Origin of the sequence: Paucisalibacillus algeriensis (genome assembly GCF_000577245.1) — a bacterium.
GTDB lineage: Bacteria > Bacillota > Bacilli > Bacillales > Amphibacillaceae > Ornithinibacillus.
Genome location: NZ_CBYO010000009.1, coordinates 48,412 through 68,220, shown reverse-complemented (window position 1 = coordinate 68,220; position 19,809 = coordinate 48,412). Strand labels below are relative to the sequence as shown.

The window sequence follows — 19,809 nt, the reverse complement described above, 5'->3', positions numbered from 1 at the left end:
TAATATGAAAGCAAGAACATTAGTGGTGAATGCGTTGATTGCAGCGTTGTACATTGCTGTATCAGCACTCATCGTTCCATTTGGATTTACGAACGTACAGTTCCGTATTTCCGAAGTATTTAACCATCTTATTGTTTTCAATAAGAAATTTTTCTTTGGTATTGTAATAGGTGTTTTTCTATACAACCTATTGTTCTCACCACTAGGCTGGTATGACCTAGTATTCGGTGTTGCACATTCTGCAATATCACTTAGTATTATTGTTCTTTTAAGTAAATACATTAAGAACATAATGGTTTTACTAGTAGCAAATACACTAGTGTTTACGTTCAATATGTTTATTATCGCATTTGAACTTAACTTAGCATTAGAGCTACCATTCTTATTTACATGGTTAACTACAGCAGCTGGGGAACTGGCAGTATTAGCGATTGGTATACCGATTATTTATGCTCTTAATAAACGTTTAGACTTTAATAAAATGATATAATAAAAAACCTTCACAGCTTGTAAAGACTGTGAAGGTTTTTTTTATTTAATACTATTTTGCAATGCATTCATTTTCTTATCCAACTGCTCCATTAAAACATCCATACCTTCCTTTTTAGAAAGACCTTCCGGAAGATAAATCGGTTCTCCATAAATTAATCTTGGTTTAATTCGTTTAAATAAATCTTTAAAATTATTCGGACCTACATAGGCAGCTGGTACAATTGGAACTTCTGCATGTGCTGCAATTGTTACAGCACCACGTTTAAGAGGAGCACCCTCACTAGAACGTGTTCCACTCGGGAAGATTCCAACAACCTTCCCTTGCTTTAAAAGCTTTCTTGGTGTTTTAATTGCACTAGGTCCCGGATTGTCCCGATCTACAGGGAAAGCATGTAAGCTTTCCATTAGCCATTTCAATAACTTCGTCTCAAACAGTTCTTTTTTCGCCATATAATGAATTTCTGTTGGTAAAGTGGCTATACCTAACCATAGAATATCAACAAAGCCTGTATGGGTACACGCAATAACATAACTGCCTGACGTTGGTAAATTATCTTTTTGATAAACTTTTATTCTTCCAAAAAGGCTTAGAAAGCCCTTTACTACTGTTGCTGCAAATTTATACATGTATACTCCTCACTTCTTCATAAACACTACCTTAATTTTACCACAAAGTAATAGCACCTGATACTAATATATATAGAATAGTTATGTGGTATTTTTAACACATTACTTACTATAGGTCTTGAATAAACGTGACAAGACGTCCCGCTTCTTTAAATCCGACACTCATATGGAAGGAATAGCTGGTATGATTACCTTCTTCCATATCCGACCCTATCTGTTTACAGCCCTTTTCTAATAACCACTTTTTCCCTTCATTAAACAATGCTGTTGATATTCCCTTTTTTCGATAATCTGGATCTACATATACCCCCTCTAAATATCCTGTAGGGCTAGATTCACAGCCTTGCACATAATCTACTCGAATAGACAGGTGCATGAATGCTATTGGTTTTTCTTTTACTAAATATAACAGAAACCTATGTTTATCAGTTTGAAACATATCATGAAATTCTTGTTGTAATCCATCGTACGTACTACCTGTGTAAACTTTCATCGCTAGTTTGATAAGATCATCAACCTGTTCTTTACCTGCAACAATTACTTTCCCCACCCAAAACACCCTCTCAAAAATCTAATCTCTAAGCATAGAATATCCTTTTATGTTTCTACCTTCAACTACTTTTGTTATTTGTAAAATCCTTCCTAAAAATCAGGTTAATTTTATGTTGATATGGTAAGTATAGATACTGTGATTCAAGTACATAAGAAAGAAGTGAGAAATATGGTTAATAATCCAAATGATATTCCAGAAACGAATATTGAGAATGAAGACACACTTACAACGAGACAAGGTCATCCCGTAACAAACAACCAAAACATAAGAACGGTTGGTAACCGCGGGCCAGCTACATTAGAAAACTACGATTTCATTGAGAAGATCAGTCACTTTGATCGGGAAAAAGTTCCAGAGCGAATTGTACATGCAAGGGGGGCTGGTGCACACGGGTACTTTGAAACATATGGGACAGTAGGTGATGAGCCTGCTTCCAAATATACAAGGGCAAAGGTTTTCAACGGAAAAGGAAAACAAACTCCTGTATTTGTTCGTTTTTCAACCGTTGTGGGAGGACTTGATTCCCCCGAAACAGCCCGTGACCCTCGTGGCTTCGCAATTAAATTTTATACAGAGGATGGTAACTGGGATCTAGTAGGAAACAATTTAAAAATCTTCTTTATTCGCGATGCCATGAAGTTCCCAGACATGATTCACGCTTTCCGAGCAGACCCTGTAACGAACATGCAAGATCCCGAACGTTTTTTTGACTTTTGTTCGAATTCACCGGAATCCTTCCATATGGTAACCTTTGTTTACTCCCCATGGGGTATTCCAGCGAATTATCGCATGATGCAAGGATCAGGAGTGAACACCTATAAATGGGTAAATAGTGAGGGGAAAGCCGTTCTAGTTAAATATCATTGGGAACCAAAACAAGGAATTAAGAACTTAACAGTCAAAGAAGCATCAGAAATTCAAGCGAAAAGTGTTAATCACGCCACACAGGATTTATATGAAGCAATCGAAAAAGGTGATTACCCGGAATGGGAGTTGTTTGTACAAATTATGGAGGATGGACCACATCCAGAACTCGACTTCGATCCATTAGATGACACAAAATTATGGCCTGAAGACCAATTCCCATGGCTTCCAGTCGGAAAAATGGTACTGAATAAAAATCCAGAAAACTATTTTATGGAAGTCGAACAATCCGCATTCGGTACTGGTGTATTAGTAGATGGTCTTGATTTCTCTGATGACAAGATGTTACAAGGAAGAACTTTCTCATATTCTGATACACAGCGCTATCGCGTTGGAGCAAACTATTTACAAGTACCTATTAACGCTGCCAAAAAGCGTGTTGCTACGAATCAAGAAGGTGGCCAACTACGTCACTATAATGATAAAGCACCTGGACAAAATCCACATATTAACTATGAACCATCCATACTTGGCGGATTAAAAGAGGCCGAGCAAGTTGGGAAAGAATACACACCAAAAATAGAAGGAAATCTTGTTAGGGAGTCCATTGACCGAAATGATAATACAAAGCAAGCAGGTGAAACATACCGCCGCTTCGAACAATGGGAAAAGGACGAGTTGATTAACAACCTAGTTAATGATTTATCCATTTGCGACAAACGAATCCAAGATAAAATGATCGCCTTAGCCGAAGAAGCAGATGAAGAGTATGGTCGCCGCTTACGTGAAGGTATTGCAGCAAAGACCAAAGAAATGGGTGATATGCAGATGGAAGCAGGGGAGGAATTCCGACCGTTAGGCAAAGAAGATGCCGCAGAAGCAGTGGATGATGCTGTGAAAAAAGGCCGGGATGCTGAGCCTTATTAATAATGGATTGGGGGCACCATGATGGTGTCTCTTTTTTATGCTTTTGATTTTAAATGATGTATATATAGCACTACCTCATTCTTCTTTTCAATCGCAAACACAATATAATGTTTCTACTATTAACACCGCTGGAACAATGCAAAAAGGCAGAGGCCTATGCCCCTGCCAAAAAAAACAATATTATTAATGATGATGACCAAACTTAGGATTTGTAATAAACATTTCTTCCTGTGGAACATAGAAATACTGAATCCACACACCATCTAGATACTCATTCCCTTTTTCCAAAATAATATCAATATCTTTATCGGTTTTTACAACTTCATCATTCTCAGTTGGTGTATCAAGTTCAACATCGTAATGTGCATGGTCGCCATGAACATGTGTGACAACTACACGGATCATTTTACCTTGTGCTTCTTCTGTCTCTAACATCTTTTTTAATACTTTTGCTGCATTACGATTTATTTTACAATTCATATTATATGTAGCTCCTTTTACTTTTTTCTTCTATATTGTTTCAGTTTTTACAGAAAAAAACAATTTAAACAACTTAGATACAAAATCACATATTCACGAGCAGTGTTTTCATGTATACTAGAAATAGGTATTTTTGAGAGGGGGAAAAGTTTTGCCGGTACCTGTCAATCATTCTAAACCTATACGCACGACCGCGAAAGAAAGCGCATACAAGCAAATTCTGCATTGGATTATTGATGGAACCTTATATCCTGGTGAGAAACTAAACGACACTGAGCTAGCTGAAGCCCTAGGAGTAAGTAGGACACCGGTTCGGGAGTCACTACAACTATTAGAATCACAAGGTCTTGTAAAAATGTATCCGGGAAAAGCGACTCAAGTTACAGAAATAGAAAAAGAGTCTATCAAAGATCTACTTCCACCATTGGCTGTTTTACAAGCATTATCTGCAGAGCTTGCAATCGATCATATAACACGGGATGAAATTTCCTCATTAAAAAGTATTAATCAAGAATTTGCTGAAGCCCTTTATAAGAAAGACTTTCACGCAGCTTTGAACATCGACGAACAATTTCATCAACTGATTGTTGATACTGCTAATAATTCTTATATTATTGACATCGTAGAGAGGTTACAAGCACATGTTAGACGCTTATTTTTTCACAACTCTATTATACTTTCAGAAAGCTCAATAGATGTTCATGATCAAATTATTCGTTATATCGAAAAGAAAGACAAAGAAAAAGCCTCTGCAATAATGAAAGAAAACTGGTTAGAAATCCTAAAAGATTTTTACCTACCAGATGAAGTAACCAAATAAAAAAGTCGGTTTCCTTATAAATAGGAACCGACTTTTTTATTTATGCCTCAACCGGGGGTGAAGCTTTCTGAAGCCGCGCCACAATACCTGTTAAAACTATTACAATTAATGCAGGTGCAAGCCATCCCAGACCCTCGTTATAAAGTGGTAAAGTGTTTTCATAGAAAGAAACGATTGGTTGGAAGAAACCATATCCTTCAATACCTAGTGATTTATACAAAGTTTTCAGTCCATCAAAAATACTTATTAAAAACGTAATGGCAATTGTTGCTACATATACAACTCGAGAATGATTAAATAATGGTGACAAGAAAGTTAGTAACATCAGTACAATTGCCAGTGGATAAAGAAACATTAAAACAGGAACAGAATAAGTAATAATGTTAGATAGTCCGAAGTTAGCAATAATAAATGTTAATGTTGTAAAAAATACAACCAACGTTTTATAACTTAGTTTAGGCATTAGACGGTGGAAATACTCTGCACATGCTACCATAAGACCAATATTTGTTGTTAAACAAGCCAAAATAATAACTAATCCTAGTAATACAGCACCTAATGTACCAAAGTAATAATCTGCTGCACTACTAAGTACGGCGCCACCTGTATCAAAGACGCCAAACTCCTCAACACTTACCGAACCTAAATAAGCAATACCAACATAAATCAACCCTAAGAGAGCAATTGCTATAATACCAATTCTAGCAGTAGTAGCTAGAATTTCCTTTTTAGATGTAACTCCTAGTGCTCGAATTGCCTTTATAACAATAATACCGAACACTAGTGATGCTAGAGCATCCATTGTATTATACCCTTCTAAAAATCCTGTTACGAATGCGTTACCTTGATAGGAGTTTAACGGCGCTTCAGCACTGCCCATAGGTTTTAATACTACTAATACGAGTAGTACTGCAAGTAACACGACAATACCCGGAGCTAATATCTTACCAACGTTATCTACTATTTTTGCTGGTTTTAGTGAAAACCAAAGTGATATCGCAAAGAATACAATTGTAAATATTAAGAGTGCAAGTTGTGTGGAACCTTCCCCTAAATGGGGTTCAATAGCGACATTGAATGCTACTGCACCTGTTCTTGGAGCAGCAAAAAACGGTCCAATTGTTAAATAAAGTAAAGATGTAAAGAACAATGCATAAGCTGGATGAATTCTGCTTGAAAGATCGTGTAGATCTTTGCTTCCTGAGAATCCCATCGCAAAGACACCCAAAAACGGTAACCCAACACCAGTAATCAGAAAGCCTAGAGCTGCTGGCCATAAGTTTGTTCCAGAAGCTTGTCCAAGTTGTGCTGGGAAGATTAAATTACCCGCTCCAAAAAATAATGCAAACAACATAACTCCAACCGCTAATTGCGATGAAAATGATAGTTTTCCGTTCATTTATCTCTCTCCTTGATGTATTAGTTTCAAAATTATCTGACATCGTGATATGCAATATATTGCGTTAGTCATGAGAATCATCATACTACGATTTTGATTTAAATGCAATACATCTTTATTAAATTTTTTGACTTTTTCTAACAGTATTACTACACTATATTATTCTGTATACGGCAAAAATTTAACTTAGATATAATTAGAATGACAGATTTTATAACTGCTAAAGAAGCAAATTTTTCAGAAAGGGGGGCATCATTTCATGAAATTAAGTTACTAATCCTCTAGTTTACTAATATAGGGTACAGACCAAGAACGTCACGCCAATCGCATAACTAGCCCCCATTAACTAAACCTTCTCAAATATTAATAATCCTTCGGAGGCTCAGATAAAATCCTTAATCGATATACATTCATCGCTGTTTCTCCCAAGTGATCAAGCAGATTGTAATTAGCATAAGCACCAACAACCGCACCAATCCCTGGTACCAGTTGAAGCATTTTTACAAAATCAATATAGTCGCGATATTCCTGTTGAAAAACGCGCCAGTCCATATCAATAAGTTTTGCTTTTTGTTCTTCCCAATTTTCTATGATAAATAAAGTTTCCCGCTGCTTGTCATCACTCGAAAAGGCAAGCTGAAAAATATGAAGAATAAATAAACGTTCCTCATATTCTTTCGTATCAAACCCATAAATCGAAGCAGCTTCAAATAGAAACTTCATCTTAATTGATAGTAATAATGGGAAGTCTGCTAGACCAAGAAATATCCCTCCAGCTCCAGTTCCTGCGCCCTCCACCGTAGCAGTCTTACGATACGTGGACAGTTTTTCCTTTGTAAGCTCATCTCGATCATAAAGACTTGTTCCTGTAGAAATTACTTTTTTCATCGTTATGTTGGAGCCAACTAATGTTGCTTTTACCATTTGTTTAATACTTTGTGTAATTATTTGATGTGCCTTTTCAGGTATTATTCCGTTGATTTTATTCTGAGCCTTTTTAGCTAATCGATTTACCATACCAGATCGCTTCATGATTTTTGTTCGCCAAGCTTGGACTTCGTCATAGGCTTTTAGTTCATACTCATTCATAGCAAACTTCCTTTAAATATAGTCTAATTAGTTTTCATACGCTTTACATTATATGATAGTTTCATTTAAACATTATAATTTATCGCAGATTAAAACATCCAAAACATACCTATTGTATATTTTGGATATTTCGATTTTATATACTGATTTTATTCCTATTACTTTTCCTTTTTTAATAAAAGGGAAAGTAACCTTGTTGGTGTATTATATTTCGAAACTAGCCCATGTTTCGGTGAACTTAAAAAGCTGCATCAATTGCCTGTTGCCAAAGATCAAGGTCAAACCAGCTACTGTTTGCATAAGTTATGTATTTTTGGATTAAACGTTATTTTTTTGCCCGAGGTAAACATTCTGGGCATTATTAATAGCATGTAGGGAAGAAAATTTTGTTCATTCATTTCTAAAATAAAAAAGCTGTTAAGGTAGAATCATTACCTTAACAGCTTTACAATTATAGATTAATATTAGCTTTTCTTTCTTGAAAATCCACATTCTTATAATATGCATTTTTCACTAATAGGTTTGGACCTAAGCATTTCACTGCAGGACAATGGCAGTTTAAGCTTTTCGCTGTCTTCGATTCCATCCAGCTTCTATATGCATCTTCAAGCTTAGTACTCTTGATATTTCCTAATGTTGGTTCTTCATCACCAAAGTCGGTAACAATGATGTCACCAGTAAATATATTGACATTTAGACGGGATCTTCCATCAGGATCATTTCGTACGGTGACATTTTCCTCTCTATACAAACGCTTTAGTAACTCTAACTCCCCCGCAGAAGAACTACAAGCATAAAAAGGTAAGGTGCCAAATAACATCCAAACATCCTTGTTCCGGTGATCAAGTAGCCTTGTAATTCCTTCTCGAATTTCATCAAGGGATAAAGTTTCTAGTTTACTAGCAAAATCTACAGGATACATAGGGTGAATTTCGTGACGGGCACATCCCATCTCTATTACATGATCATGTATTTTCTCTAAGTACGGGAATGTCCTCTTATTTAACATCGTTTCTGCCGATACCATCACCCCTTGCTCGGAAAGCTTTTGTGCATTTTCTACCATCCTAGCAAAATACTTTTTCCGATTTTCCACGGTCGGTTTTCGTTCCATATGGGCAAAACCAGTTTCAGCAAATTCTTCCTCTGTACCCCAATTATGCGAAATATGTAATACGTCTAAATATGGAATGATTTCCTCATAACGTTCATATGGTAACGTTAAATTGGAATTAATCTGTGTCCGAACACCACGTTCATGAGCATATTTTAATAGTGGGACAACATAGTTACGAACAGACTTCTTATTCATCATCGGTTCCCCACCAGTAATACTCATCGTTCTTAAATGAGGAATTTCCTCTAATCGATTAATTAATAGTTCAATAGATAATGCATCTGGATCGATAGCTTCCAACATGTTTCCTACTGCACAATGGGCGCAGCGCATATTGCACATGTAAGTTGTGGTGAATTCCACATTCGATAATGTCATTTCCCCATATTCTTGTACATCTAAATATGCTTCCCACGGATCATGATCAGGAGACATCTGCTTTCGTTCTATTATTTTCATTTGGAGCCCCTTTCTGAAAAATCTTGTTGTTTATTTATTATATCATTCTAGTCAGGCTCTTATTCTATCATGTTTGTTACTCCTGAAAAACTGATATCTGCAGCTATATATTAGTCCCTACTTTAATAATACTAAACTCTCACGCATACATGTATACGAACAAAAAGGCATTCGCCTTACAAGCTAGCGAATGCCAATGTCTCTGAGATGTTTCTACTTTATTATTCTACGTCAATTGTTGTTCTGCAAACTCTCGATACAAATCATGAGTTTCAACTAATTCCTGATGGGTTCCAGTACCTGTTACCTTTCCTTTTTCTATGAAGATGATCTTATCTGCATCAACAATTGTGGATAATCTGTGGGCAATTACAAATGTTGTACGGCCTTCCATCAATCTAGAAAGAGCTTTTTGTACAATCCCTTCTGATTGGCTATCGAGGCTTGCTGTAGCCTCATCCATCATGAGAATCTTTGGATCTCGTAGAAAAGCACGTGCAATACTGATTCGTTGTCTTTGCCCTCCAGACAATTTCACACCTCGCTCACCGACTTCTGTATCCAATCCTTTCTCAAATCCTTGAATAAACTCATCCGCATAGGCCATTCTAGCTACTTCCCAAAGTTGTTCATCTGGAATAGTTTCGGAGTCTGGGAGCCCATATATTAAGTTTTCCCGAATCGTTCCAGCCATCATAGCACTCTCCTGGGAAACATAGCCTATTTGACTACGCCAAGACTTCATGGATAACTGATTGATAGCCGTGTCGCCGACTCGTATTTCTCCTTTTGTTGGTTCATAATATCGTTCCATCAAGCCGAACATTGTAGTTTTACCTCCACCACTTGGTCCGGCGAAAGCAACCATTTCCCCAGGACGAGCATCAAAGGAAATATCTTCAAGTACAGATTCACCTTCTTCATAGGCGAATGAGACATTCGAGACAAGGATTGACTCATTAGAAATATCTATTTCCATTCCTTCCTGCCCCGCTTCTTCCTGCACTTCTAAGATTTCAATAATTCGCTCGGTTGCACCCTTCGCTTTTTGTAATTCTGTGAAGAACATTGCAAAGGATGTTACAGGATATATGATTTGAAACAAATAAAGTAAAAATGCGACTAACGATCCTGTTGACATGGTACCCTCTGCAACACGAATTCCACCGTATCCGATGATCACTACAATAACAAACATCATAACGGTATACATAAAGGGACCGATTAGTGCAAAAATGCGTGCTTCTTTTAAACCAAAATCATATAAGTTTAGTATACCTCTCATCCCTTTATTCTTTTCCACTTCCTCAGCCGTTGACGATTTCATAAGCCGAGCCTCGCTCAATGTCTGTTGAATTTCACCCGTAAATGTAGCGGTCTCGTCCTGTAGCCCCTTAGAAATCTTCGCCATTCTACTCCCTAATGGCATCATAACGATAAAGGTAACTGGTACTGCAATTAGCATTAATAGGGTCATTTTCCAATCCATAATTAGCAATATGACTATTGCACCAACAATTGTGATTAAACCCGTAATAAATTGGGGAAATTGTTGTGAAATTAAATTTTTCACAATCCCTGTGTCATTAACAACGCGACTGACCGATTCACCACTAGGCTGTTTATCAAAATAACTTACCGGTAATCGAATTAGTTTAAACCACATCATTTCTCGTAATCTTGCGACAATCTTTTGTCCTACAACTGATAGTAAATACGTTGAAACCCCATCAACAACTGCTTGGAGAATAAACACCACAAATATTACGATGACAAGAGTGGTGCTTAACGAAGCAACGGAAAATCCGTCGACCAATTCTCTTGTCAAAAGTGGGATGGATAGTCCAACAAGCATGGTAATAATGCTCCCGATTAACCCGATAGTTAATGCTAATTTGGGAATATTCGTTGACAACATCAGGGCAATAAAGGGTTTGAGACTATTTTCTTTTTCTTTCATATAAATACACCTTCTTCCAGTATTTATTACTTCTTCTATTTCTACTCTTGGTACATGTAGAATTTAAAAAACACCTGATATTTGCTTTTACTCACGGGCAAATACCAGGTGTTTACAATATGGGTTCCAGACCCCATATCCCATTCATCCATTCTAATCCTTAGTGTGTTAATAACATTATATCATGTTACCGTTACAAACGATACTTCTAGAGTACTCAGGAAAGATTTGATATGACCTCTGAGAAAATCCTATATCAGGTGTAATTCTAAAAAATGCTTTTAGTATTTCCCTCCTGACCGTGAGGCGAAACTGGAGCATCTGATTATTATTGGATATCACGTTTTCGATATCCAATAATACCAATAATTGATAGCATTATAGCTACTATGACCAGTATTATACTTACCATCCAATCCATTTCCTCAATAGGTAGCTGCGGAATATACCCAAATGGTGATAGCTTACCTACCCAATCAGAAAACTGGAATAGTCCACCAAGATATAAGACAAAGAAGGAATAAAATACATATAACCATATGAAGCTAGTTCTTCTAGGAAACCATCCTATAAGAAATACTGCTATACTAATCATAACTAGTACTGCCGGATAATACACTATTGTTGCTCCATACACCATTCCAAAGTCAAGGCCGTCTTCTACAACAGAAGTACCCGTAGCCCACAAGCCAATCCCTGATAAAGAGAGCATGACAAATCCACTAACTATGGAGATTAATAGAAAGCTAGCCATAAGTTTTGTGCGAGATACGGCCTTGCTTAATACATGCTCCATACGCCCCTTTTTCTCTTCCCCACATAATTTGTTCATATTCATGACTGCCGGAACAGTAGCAAGTATCGCCATAACCATCATTAACATAGGTAAAAACTGTTCCGTTAAGGTATATCCATCAGCTGTAACTAACATATTCTGTAATTCTTCACTACCCTCAAAGAAGGATTCGAGATCACCTAAAACAGAACCATACGAGGCACCCATAACAAACATTCCAATTGCCCATGCAATAATTCCAGTACGCTGAAGTCTCACTCCTAGCCCAATTGGTGTTTGTAAAAACGTGCTTGCTTGTTTTCTACCTGGTTTAGCAGGTAAGAATCCTGCTCCCATATCCCGAATGGAATTTAAATAATAAGCTAGAGCAATCAGTACAATGGATACTACTAACAATAATATTACTGGCCACCAGTTATTAGAGGAATAGACGTCTGTTTGTGTGACCAACCCCATTGGAGATAACCAGCTTAACATTTCATTGCTAACATCACCGATTGCTCGTAATAAATAGGCTAGTATCAATACTGTAATGGATAACCCAATTGTTCCTCTAGGGCTTTCCGAAGCTTGAGCAAAAACAGCAGTTAAAGCAGTAAAGAAAATACCTGTTGCTCCTAAAATAGAACCATAAAGAAGAGAACCTTCTAGATTCATACTTTCAATATTTAACGCAAATAACCCTAAACCTACAATAAGAGCTAATAGAATATACGTAACCACATAGACTACAATAGCTGCATTAAGATTTGATAAACGGCCAACTGGTAGTGAACGAACCATTTCAATTCGTCCATCTTCTTCATCAGCACGAGTATGTCGTGTTACAAGTAAAATACTCATTAATCCTACTACGATTGCTGTAAAAATTAACATCTGGTGGGCAGTCATAACCCCAATCGTATAATTCTCGAAATCTGCAGGGCCAGCCATTGCTATCATAGCTGGATTTTTCATTGTTTCTGCCATGATATCTCTGTCCTGCTGTGTAGGATATAAATCCAAAAAGGCAGCAGGGATAATGAATGTAAAAAATACAATGCCCAAAATCCATAAAGGTAGACGTACTCGATCTCGTTTTAAAATAAATCTAGATAAGCGTCCTGTCTTTGTAAAAGAAGTTGAAGCCATTAGGATCTCCCCCCTACCCCTGTTTCTGAGATTCCTTTCCCTTCATAATGTTGCATAAACAAGTCTTCCAATGTAGGGGCAGTACTTTCCAGCTTTGTCACTCCATACTGACTAATATGTTTTATAACAGAATCCAAATGTTCCGAATCAACCTGGAAGGAGATTGTTTTACCTTTTTCTACTATTTCCTGTACTCCAGGGAACTCTTGTAGATTTATAATAGGATTCTTTGTTTCAACTATTAAATTGGTACGTGTTAAATGACGTAATTCATCTAATGTACCAGTTTCAATGATCTTACCTTGTCTTATAATGCCAACTCGGTCACATAACTTCTCTACTTCTGACAAAATATGACTTGATAACAGGATACTTTTTCCTGCATATTTCGCTTCTAATACACATGCTTGGAAAATTTGTTCCATCAGTGGATCTAGCCCCGATGTTGGTTCATCTAAAATATATAAATCTGCATCAGAAGAGAAAGCAGCGATTAACGCTACTTTTTGGCGATTCCCCTTGGAATATGTCCGACATTTTTTAGATGGATCTAAGTCAAATCGCTTTATAAGTTCATTACGCTTTTGTTTATCGATTCCTCCACGAAGGGCACCAAATAAGTCAATCACTTCTCCACCAGTTAGATTTGGCCAAAGATTTACATCACCTGGAACATAGGCAATTCGCTTATGAATTTCTACCGCATCAGACCAAGCATCCTTCCCAAAAATCTTAGCCTTACCTTCTGTTGCTTTTAATATTCCAAGTAAAATACGGATAGTTGTAGACTTACCGGCTCCATTTGGGCCAATAAAACCAAAAACCTCTCCTTCGTTTAACTCTAAATTGACGCCTTCTAAAGCAGTAAATTTCCCAAAACGTTTTGTTAAATCTGTTGTCTGTAAGACCGCCATTATCCTGCCCCCTTATATAAAATTAGCAACCTAGTTTTGAAATATTTTATCATTATAAGTTCATAATATAAAAAACTAATGAATTATGCAATATATTTATGAACTATTTTAATTGTTATATTTCAAAAGTTTTATTAAACTAATGGAGAGGTGAACGACATTGGATGGTTTTAAACGAAGAAGTGAATTGAAAAAGACTAGTATTCTTCAATCCGCACTAGATCTTTTTATGAAATACGGAATTAAAAAAGTTTCAGTAGCTGAAATAGCCAATGCAGCTACTGTATCACAAGTAACGATATATAATTACTTTGGGAGTAAGGACCAATTAGTGGATGAAGTAATAGCTTATTACATTGATGATATGTGGAATGAATATGAAGTAATCGTAAAAAGTGATATAGATTTCTCTGAAAAAATAAGGAAGTTTATTTTTAATAAAAGAACATCCGCAAACTCCATACATGAAGAAGTCTATAACTACATTATGCAGGAATTTACTTCTGGTAAAAACTCCTATATTGAAGAATTTTATACCAAAAAAGCACTTCCTGAATTGATTAAACTATTTGAGCAAGCTAAGAAAGATGGAAAAATTGACCCAACTATTTCGAATGAGTCCATCTTAGTTTATATCCAGATGTTCCGTGAATATTTACAACAAAGAGATGTTTACGAACATATTCTGCCATTAACAGAGGATCTAACAAAACTTTTCTTTTACGGTATTGTTGGGGGTCGGGATAAGTAATAACTCTTTTAGATTATTAAAGGGTAGAGGCAAATTGTTGTCTCTACCCTTTATACTATTTAGAAACCGTCACACTTCCATTAACAGTCTTCAACTTAATCTGATGCTCTCCATCACCAATTACCACGCTGCTCGAATCATTTCCAAAAATATCGACTTTTCCATTTACCACATTTACTTCTATCGTTGCATTGGTTGGTTCTGTATCAGTTTGTACTTTTATTTTTCCATTAACCGATTCTAAATCTATCGTGCGATCTAAATTATTCGTGATAAAAGTTGTACTACCGTTTACAACATCGCTCGTGATAGTTCCATTTACATATTCGAATGCAATACTTCCATTTTCCGAAGAAACAGTAGTTCTAGTTGTATTCGTATCTTCCATCTCAATTCTGCCATTGATTGTCTTGACAATAATAGTTTCAACATCAAGTTGTTCAACCTTAACTTTACCGTTTACATTATCAATTGTTAATTTTTCATATTGTTTCTCCGGTAAATATACAGTAATTTTGGGTCCCGAAAAATCAAAATCTAAATTAAAATTAATGAATTTGATAATCTTTTCGTTTAATTCTACAGAAAGAGCGTCCCCTTTCTCTTCAATATCTAATTTGTATTTATTGTATTTAGACTCTTTAGCGGAAAACGTAACTGTAATAAGTTCTTCCGTTGTAGGTAATACCTCGATTGTTGCATTGTCTGATTCAATTGATATTTCGGTTATGTCCGGATTCTGAACCACTTTCGATCTATTTATTTCTTCTCCAGCTCCAGATGACTTATATGTGAATATTACGCCTACTAAACCAATAACAATTAGACCCGTAGCAATAAAAGTCAATAGCCTGCGTTTAGGCATGTTTCATTCCTCCTTTAACCATTCTCACATTAAAGTTCAAATACTTCACAAATACCTTAAACAACCAAAGTGTTACATAATACATTCCTATAGCTATAAATATACCTATCCCCGATAAGAATAAAGCAAAAAACAAATCATACAGCATAAATATTTCTGGATAGATTACCACGTTTAATAGATACAAAATAGGCGATAAGATGAACCCTAATCCCGCAGCCCATCCTGACAGCACGATTCCAGCTATGGCAAGGAACGGTCCAAGCACGATAACCAGATTAAAGAATCCAAGTCCAACCACTGCCCAAACTGCTCGAAGCACATTTCCTGTAGAAGCTGTTTCTTCCAATTGCTCTAATCTATATGATGCAACCATTTCCTTAGCAATCTGCTGAGGTGAACCAAGTCCACTTGTAATCTCTTCTTCTGTATTTCCTTTACTTAAACCAACTTCAAAATGCTCTCTGAAATCCTGTAATATATCCTCCCGTTCAGTAGAAGGTAGCCGCTTCAAAGAGTCATTCAATTTTGTTAAAAATTGTTCCTTATTCATCCCTTACACCTTCCTTTATTAATTGATTCACACCATTGGTAAACCTCTCCCAATCGGCAAGGAGTTCTCCAAGATATGTTCTTCCTTCCTCAGTTAGAGCATAGTACTTACGTGAAGGTCCTTCTGAAGATTCTTTTAAATACGTCGTAAAATATCCCTCTTTGGTTAACCTTCTTAATAATGGATAAACCGATCCTTCCGATATAGCAATTTGGTCAGAAATTTTTTGAACTAATTCATATCCATACCGATCTTGTTTATCTAACAAAACGAGCACACAAAGCTCTAATACGCCTTTTTTGAATTGTACATTCAAGATTTTCACCTCTTTAAAATGGTAGGGTTTCACTACTATATATTGTATAGTACTAAGTTATAAAAAATACCCTTGGCTATAATTTAACACACACTACTGTTCAATGCAAGGTACTATTATAAAAAAATAGTAAAATAAGTAAAAAGCCCAGGAAATCCCTGAGCCATGGAAAAGAAAACTTTCTATGCGATATACCGTTAAGATCTTTTATAAAAGTTTATTCGTTTATTAAAAACATAGAACAAGCGTAAGTATAGCATGATAACTCCTGCGTCTACAGCAATAACAATATAACGAGGCCATCCATTCCAGGATGTAAATACTCCCAATTGTGACACGAGAAACAGAATGAAAATTAATAAATAGAAGCCTCGCATTCTCATATAGGAATCCTGAATAGACTGGCTATCTGAATATATCTTTTGAACATCTGACCTTGTGGATTCTGTGCGAAAATAGTGAAATACACCAATAGATTCGGTTACATATTCCCATCCTGCATCTTGATATAATTGAAAATAATCATGTTTAGCACCTTGTCTAAAATCAATCTGATACCTATATGATTTAGAGGGGTCTTCCTCAAAGTGATAGGTAAAGAAACGATATTTTTGTAGATGTAATCCTTTACGGGACATCTCTGTTAACCATTCTTCCTCTTTCGTAATATCTGGAGCTATCCATAATCTAAATTTTTTCACCGTCATCTACTTCTCCTCCATTTCTTTAATCAGCTCACCTGAATTTTCTACTAAAGACTTCAACCTCTTATACTCTAATTGCAATACTTCTTTTCCCAAATCAGTTAATTGATAATACTTTCTTCTGTCATCATCTTGAACAGTAGCTTTTTCGATAACCTTCTGCTTTTCTAGTTTACCCATTGCACCGTACAATGTACCCGGACCTATCTTCACTTCACCTTTACTTACCTCTTCTACATCCTGCATAATTCCATACCCATGTCGAATCTCCCTTAAGGACAACAGAATATAGTAAGTAGCTTGGGACAAAGGTAAAAATGATTCTGGTTGCTTCGGCATATTATCACCACCAACATATATCATGATTCGATACATCTAGTATCGATATATCGTATGTCGATATAGTAGCATGGATTATTTAGGTTTGCAATAAGTAATTTCTTAGAATACAGACCTAACTGAATAAAAAAGCATATTTTAATAGCAAATGGTTAATTATCTTTAATTGCGAGAAAGATAAATTGAAGCAATTATGGTTTTTCATTATACTAGGGACAGTGAAAGGGGTAAGTATATGGATCAAACTAAATTAGAATCAAAAGTACTATCTGTTTTACAGGATAAAATTCAATCAATTAAGACACCAGAAGGCGCAATTTATTTAGTAGGGCCTATTCGCCTTCCTGTTAATTTATATGGGGAAACTGTCGAGTTTAAATGGTATTGCTGGTTAAACTGCTCAGATGTTGCCGATGATTATCAAAAAATTATCGATAATCTATCCTCTCAAAACTTGGCAGAATACCAACAATCGAGTGTATTAGTTTACGGAGACTTTGAAAACGATGATGATGCCTTAATTCGCATGCACTCCATTTGTCATACTGGGGACATTTTTGGTAGTAAGCGTTGTGACTGTGGATTTCAGCTGAAAGAATCCATGCACAAAATTAAAGAACATGGGACTGGAGCTATCTTCTATTTAGCGAACCATGAAGGCAGAGGAATCGGTTTATTTTCAAAAGCAATGGCTTATATCCTACAAGAAAATGGTTATGACACAGTCGAAGCAAATGAAGCTCTTGGTTTTGTAAATGACTCCAGAAATTATAGCGATGCTATTCAAGTTCTTAAGCGACTGCGTTCTAAACCAGTGACATTAATTACAAATAACCCACTAAAGCTCGAGGCAATGAAAAATGCCGGTTTAACACTAGCTGGTCGTGTTCCTCTATGGGGGGATGTTTCAGAATATAATGAGCGTTATTTGAAAACTAAAGTAGAGAAGTCGGGCCATATGGAGGAAGAAAGGAACTGCTCCAATGACTAGTCATGAATTTTACATGGACCTAGCCCTCCAAAATGCTAAAGCAATGAAAGGACAAACTGATCCAAATCCACTTGTTGGCTCTGTTATTGTAAATGACAATCGTATCGTTGGTGTTGGGACCCATTTGAAGGCAGGAGAACCCCATGCAGAAATTCATGCCCTACGCATGGCTGGTGACAAAGCTAAAGGCGGAACTATTTATGTTACCTTAGAGCCTTGTTCCCACCATGGACGAACCGGGCCATGTGCGGAGGCGATTGTGCAAGCTGGGATTAAAAAGGTTGTCATAGCTACCCTTGACCCTAACCCAATAGTTGCTGGGAACGGAGTTAAGATCTTAGAAAGTGCCGGTATTGAAGTTATTACAGGTATTAGAGAACAAGTTTCCGTTAAAATGAACGAAGTGTTTAATAAGTTTATTGTGGAGAAAAAACCATTTGTAACCATGAAAGCAGGAGTGACACTTGACGGGAAAGTAGCAACACATACTTTTAGTAGTAAGTGGATTACTTCAGAGGATGCTAGGCGAGATGTTCACCACCTTAGAAATGAACATATGGCAATTCTAGTAGGTATTAATACTGTATTAAAGGATAATCCATCCTTAACAACAAGAATTCCGAATGGACGTAATCCGCTTCGGGTCATTATGGATTCTTCTTTAAAGATTCCATTGGATGCTAATGTAGTTAATGATAGGCAAGCAAAAACATGGATATTTACTAGTCAACATTATGATGAACTTAAAAAGCAAGCACTAGAAGATATGGGCGTTCGCGTCTTTGTGACATCTAGTAGGAACTCCATTGACCCAAAAGAGGTTGTGGATATTCTAGGAGAACACCTTATTTCTTCTGTGTTTATTGAGGGCGGTGGTAATATCCATGCTTCATTCCTCGAAAACAAATTAGTAGATAAGGTCGTCCTTTATTTTGCCCCTAAGCTAGTTGGTGGAAAGGATGCCCCAACATTCTTAGAGGGTGAAGGAATAAGCGATATGGCAGATGCTATAGAACTATCGGATACAGACATGGAGAAGATTGGGAAAGACTTTAAATTTACTGGTTATCCAATTTACTAAAAATAAGGAGATATCATGAAGTTTGGTTTTGATATTGATGATACGTTAATAAACTTACGTGAACATGCTTTCATTTTGTATAAAAAGAAGCTAAATAAAGATGTTCCTCAGGACGAATTTTATAAATTACAAAGGGTAGAGATTCATGAGCCCTTTGGTTTAACAGACGATGAAGGTAGTGAAATGTGGAATCGTTCACTTGAGGAGATTTATTACACTGACTGTCCTCCATTTCAAGGCGCTGTAGAAGCATTGAATAAGTTAATAGAAGATGGCCATGAAATTTTCTATATTACAGCAAGACCAAAGCAGCATGGTGAGAGAACGAAAGAATGGTTGAAGGAGCAAGGCTTTCCTGTTCAAGATAACCGTTTCTTCTATGGTATGCAGGATCATGAAAAAGTCCATATCATTAAAGAATTGAACCTAGATTATTATGTAGATGATAAACCAGCTATCCTGGATACCTTATCAGAAGAACCGATAAAGCTATTCTTGATGGACCAATCGTATAATCGCACACATAAATATAATAGAATTCTGAAATGGTCAGAGTTTATAGAAGAAATATAACAAAAGGT

General features: G+C 36.4%; 21 protein-coding genes. 7 read left to right on the top strand and 14 right to left on the bottom strand.

Annotated elements, in window-relative coordinates:
* The first annotated feature begins 4 nt into the window (after nt 1-4).
* Nucleotides 5-490: a QueT transporter family protein gene (locus TY11_RS06970; RefSeq protein ID WP_042144434.1), complete on the top strand. Its 486-nt coding sequence runs from the start codon at nt 5-7 to the stop codon at nt 488-490.
* A 41-nt stretch (nt 491-531) separates the two neighbouring features.
* Here TY11_RS06970 and TY11_RS06965 read toward each other — a convergent pair whose 3' ends face one another.
* Together TY11_RS06965 and aac(6') are read right to left on the bottom strand one after the other, a co-directional pair.
* Nucleotides 532-1,119 carry a lysophospholipid acyltransferase family protein gene (locus TY11_RS06965; RefSeq protein WP_042144433.1) on the bottom strand — a complete coding sequence of 196 codons (588 nt, stop codon included), beginning with the start codon at nt 1,117-1,119 and terminating at the stop codon, nt 532-534.
* 109 nt (nt 1,120-1,228) lie between these two features.
* A complete protein-coding gene (gene aac(6'), locus TY11_RS06960; protein ID WP_052345768.1) occupies nt 1,229-1,669 on the bottom strand; it encodes an aminoglycoside 6'-N-acetyltransferase in 441 nt (146 codons plus the stop codon).
* 171 nt (nt 1,670-1,840) lie between these two features.
* Here aac(6') and TY11_RS06955 point away from each other — a divergent pair, with 171 nt between their 5' ends.
* The gene (locus TY11_RS06955) at nt 1,841-3,463 is read left to right on the top strand and encodes a catalase (RefSeq protein ID WP_042144431.1); all 1,623 of its coding nucleotides are present in this window, start codon (nt 1,841-1,843) and stop codon (nt 3,461-3,463) included.
* Between the two features lie 183 nt (nt 3,464-3,646).
* On the opposite strand, the gene TY11_RS06950 is transcribed toward TY11_RS06955, so the two are convergent.
* Nucleotides 3,647-3,943, bottom strand: coding sequence for a heme biosynthesis protein HemY (locus tag TY11_RS06950; RefSeq protein WP_042144428.1), 297 nt, complete (start codon nt 3,941-3,943; stop codon nt 3,647-3,649).
* 151 nt (nt 3,944-4,094) lie between these two features.
* Between TY11_RS06950 and TY11_RS06945 the strand changes: the two genes are divergently transcribed.
* Nucleotides 4,095-4,763, top strand: a complete 669-nt coding sequence (locus tag TY11_RS06945; RefSeq protein ID WP_042144425.1) for a GntR family transcriptional regulator — start codon at nt 4,095-4,097, stop codon at nt 4,761-4,763.
* Between the two features lie 40 nt (nt 4,764-4,803).
* Here TY11_RS06945 and brnQ read toward each other — a convergent pair whose 3' ends face one another.
* The 6 genes from brnQ to TY11_RS06915 form a co-directional block, all read right to left on the bottom strand.
* A complete protein-coding gene (brnQ, locus tag TY11_RS06940; RefSeq protein ID WP_042144421.1) occupies nt 4,804-6,162 on the bottom strand; it encodes a branched-chain amino acid transport system II carrier protein in 1,359 nt (452 codons plus the stop codon).
* A 363-nt stretch (nt 6,163-6,525) separates the two neighbouring features.
* Nucleotides 6,526-7,251: an EcsC family protein gene (locus TY11_RS06935; protein ID WP_042144419.1), complete on the bottom strand. Its 726-nt coding sequence runs from the start codon at nt 7,249-7,251 to the stop codon at nt 6,526-6,528.
* A gap of 451 nt (nt 7,252-7,702) precedes the next feature.
* Complete coding sequence (gene yfkAB, locus TY11_RS06930; protein ID WP_042144418.1) at nt 7,703-8,827, bottom strand: radical SAM/CxCxxxxC motif protein YfkAB; 1,125 nt, start codon at nt 8,825-8,827, stop codon at nt 7,703-7,705.
* Nucleotides 8,828-9,053: 226 nt separating this feature from the next.
* Nucleotides 9,054-10,787 carry an ABC transporter ATP-binding protein gene (locus TY11_RS06925; RefSeq protein WP_042144416.1) on the bottom strand — a complete coding sequence of 578 codons (1,734 nt, stop codon included), beginning with the start codon at nt 10,785-10,787 and terminating at the stop codon, nt 9,054-9,056.
* 328 nt (nt 10,788-11,115) lie between these two features.
* The gene (locus TY11_RS06920) at nt 11,116-12,714 is read right to left on the bottom strand and encodes an ABC transporter permease (protein WP_042144414.1); all 1,599 of its coding nucleotides are present in this window, start codon (nt 12,712-12,714) and stop codon (nt 11,116-11,118) included.
* Nucleotides 12,714-13,628 carry an ABC transporter ATP-binding protein gene (locus TY11_RS06915; protein ID WP_042144411.1) on the bottom strand — a complete coding sequence of 305 codons (915 nt, stop codon included), beginning with the start codon at nt 13,626-13,628 and terminating at the stop codon, nt 12,714-12,716. The genes TY11_RS06920 and TY11_RS06915 overlap by 1 nt, the downstream gene beginning before the upstream one ends.
* Nucleotides 13,629-13,788: 160 nt before the next feature.
* Here TY11_RS06915 and TY11_RS06910 point away from each other — a divergent pair, with 160 nt between their 5' ends.
* Entirely contained in the window at nt 13,789-14,379 is a 591-nt protein-coding gene (locus tag TY11_RS06910; RefSeq protein WP_042144409.1) for a TetR/AcrR family transcriptional regulator, read from the top strand.
* Nucleotides 14,380-14,434: 55 nt separating this feature from the next.
* On the opposite strand, the gene TY11_RS06905 is transcribed toward TY11_RS06910, so the two are convergent.
* The 5 genes from TY11_RS06905 to TY11_RS06885 all read right to left on the bottom strand — a co-directional run bounded on the left by TY11_RS06905 (nt 14,435) and on the right by TY11_RS06885 (nt 17,156).
* Nucleotides 14,435-15,244, bottom strand: a complete 810-nt coding sequence (locus tag TY11_RS06905; RefSeq protein WP_042144408.1) for a DUF4097 family beta strand repeat-containing protein — start codon at nt 15,242-15,244, stop codon at nt 14,435-14,437.
* Nucleotides 15,237-15,797, bottom strand: coding sequence for an HAAS signaling domain-containing protein (locus TY11_RS06900; RefSeq protein WP_042144405.1), 561 nt, complete (start codon nt 15,795-15,797; stop codon nt 15,237-15,239). Before TY11_RS06900 ends, TY11_RS06905 begins: the two co-directional genes overlap by 8 nt.
* A complete protein-coding gene (locus tag TY11_RS06895) occupies nt 15,790-16,113 on the bottom strand; it encodes a PadR family transcriptional regulator (protein ID WP_042144403.1) in 324 nt (107 codons plus the stop codon). Before TY11_RS06895 ends, TY11_RS06900 begins: the two co-directional genes overlap by 8 nt.
* A 197-nt stretch (nt 16,114-16,310) precedes the next feature.
* Entirely contained in the window at nt 16,311-16,820 is a 510-nt protein-coding gene (locus tag TY11_RS19825; RefSeq protein ID WP_052345767.1) for a DUF2812 domain-containing protein, read from the bottom strand.
* The gene (locus tag TY11_RS06885) at nt 16,821-17,156 is read right to left on the bottom strand and encodes a PadR family transcriptional regulator (RefSeq protein WP_042144400.1); all 336 of its coding nucleotides are present in this window, start codon (nt 17,154-17,156) and stop codon (nt 16,821-16,823) included.
* Between the two features lie 235 nt (nt 17,157-17,391).
* Here TY11_RS06885 and TY11_RS06880 point away from each other — a divergent pair, with 235 nt between their 5' ends.
* The 3 genes from TY11_RS06880 to TY11_RS06870 are packed head-to-tail and all read left to right on the top strand — an operon-like array spanning nt 17,392 to nt 19,801.
* Nucleotides 17,392-18,147: a GTP cyclohydrolase II gene (locus TY11_RS06880; protein ID WP_042144397.1), complete on the top strand. Its 756-nt coding sequence runs from the start codon at nt 17,392-17,394 to the stop codon at nt 18,145-18,147.
* Nucleotides 18,140-19,228 (top strand): bifunctional diaminohydroxyphosphoribosylaminopyrimidine deaminase/5-amino-6-(5-phosphoribosylamino)uracil reductase RibD, encoded by a 1,089-nt coding sequence (gene ribD / locus TY11_RS06875; protein WP_042144395.1) that lies wholly within the window; start codon nt 18,140-18,142, stop codon nt 19,226-19,228. The genes TY11_RS06880 and ribD overlap by 8 nt, the downstream gene beginning before the upstream one ends.
* Before the next feature lie 15 nt (nt 19,229-19,243).
* Entirely contained in the window at nt 19,244-19,801 is a 558-nt protein-coding gene (locus TY11_RS06870) for a 5' nucleotidase, NT5C type (protein ID WP_042144393.1), read from the top strand.
* The last annotated feature ends 8 nt before the right edge of the window (nt 19,802-19,809 follow it).